At 44.5% G+C, this 1,397-nt stretch carries 3 protein-coding genes; all 3 read right to left on the reverse strand.

Annotation, left to right across the window (positions count from 1 at the left end):
* On the reverse strand, positions 1–191 hold a 191-nt coding region (locus B7Y67_RS18115; RefSeq protein ID WP_293599826.1), incomplete at its 3' end, for a polysaccharide deacetylase family protein.
* A 10-nt stretch (positions 192–201) separates the two neighbouring features.
* Positions 202–1,203, reverse strand: a complete 1,002-nt coding sequence (locus tag B7Y67_RS18120) for a cytochrome D1 domain-containing protein (protein WP_293599827.1) — start codon at positions 1,201–1,203, stop codon at positions 202–204.
* A gap of 86 nt (positions 1,204–1,289) precedes the next feature.
* Positions 1,290–1,397 (reverse strand): DUF3418 domain-containing protein (locus B7Y67_RS19575; RefSeq protein WP_367227310.1); only part of this gene is annotated, 108 nt, incomplete at its 5' end.

Raw genomic sequence — 1,397 nt, forward strand, 5'->3', positions numbered from 1 at the left:
AAGAAAAAAGTTGCCTTGACCTGTTGACGGTTCAAGATATCGGCAACTGTCTGCGCAACAGACATATTGCCCGTATCAAATGTGAGATAAATTGTTTTTGGGCAGGATGCCTCTACTGCGAGTCCAAGCGCAGGCCAAATCGATAGCAATGCTACCGTTAAATAAGCGTTAAAAGAAAAGCGTAAATGCATCAAAAGGAAATCATTGCCAGCCAGCACGTGGCGTAAAGAAAACGCCGTGAGGAGACTTGCCCACCGGTATCACAGTCACCAGCTTCATTGAAGGAATATCAATCACACCCACTTTTTTGGAAAAACGTAAGGTAACCCAGAGCGTCTTACCATCCGGCGTAATTTCCATATCATCTGGACCAGCTGGAAGACCAGTAATATCGCCAACCTTCTCCAGCGTCTGCATATTAATTAGGCTAATGGTTGACGCTACCCGGTTACTTAAGAAGACATGCTTTTTATCGCCCAAAGGTCGGAAATTATGAGCGCCCTTGCCCGTGTAAATACGCTTCACTTCTTTCTGATTCTTCCAATCAAGCACCTGCACATTGTCTTCACCGGTCAGACCAACAAAGATGTATTGGTCGCCAGGAGTCATCCAAATCCCGGCAGGCAATTTACCAGTCTTCATTTTCCAAAGGACAGCCTGAGTATCTAAGTCAATCGCTGCTAATTCATTGGAGTCCTGTAATGTGATGAATGCAATTTTGCTATCCGCCGTAAACGCAACGTGACTTGGTGTTTTTCCTAATTTAATTGATTTAGCCAACTTCAGATCGGCACCCTGCGCTTGATAAACATCGACCCGATCAAGACGATTGCCATTGGCAACAAACCACTTATTATTGGGTGAATAACCAATTTGGTAAGGATCAATAATATTAGGTATTTTTCCGGTCAACTCACCACTCACTGGATTCATGAGATCGACGTCATTGCCGGCAGCATTGGCAATTAATAGAGTTTTTTCGTCTGGGGTCAACATCAAGTGATGCGGCTCTTTACCGACCGCAACAGTCTTAATTACTGTACGAGTAGGCATATCAATTAGGCTGACCGTTGCTTCACCTGAATTGAGCACTACAGCTATTTTAGGCTCAATCTTTGACGCAGATACGGGGCTAGCCTGTGCAAAAGCGAGGCTGGGAAGAGCCAAGCAAGAAAAAATTGCAAAGGTAGAAATAGTGCCCATTATTTGATTAGCGAAAAATGTTTGCATGCTGACTATTGTAAGCATTCCACGGGAGCAAATCCCCCTCTATTTGTAGTCCAATTGACTTATCGCAAACTAGCCAAGATCTTTTCAAGGCGCTTCAAAGACATGGGGCTAGGGGTCTTGAGCTCTTGCGCATACAAAGCTACCCTTAACTCCTCTAATTGCCAGCG

Source organism: Polynucleobacter sp. 35-46-11, assembly GCF_002281105.1.

What these genes read in the sequence shown, in the direction of transcription:
- B7Y67_RS18120 (WP_293599827.1), bottom strand. Translation starts at nt 1,203, where the DNA reads ATGGGCACTATTTCTACCTTTGCAATTTTTTCTTGCTTGGCTCTTCCC.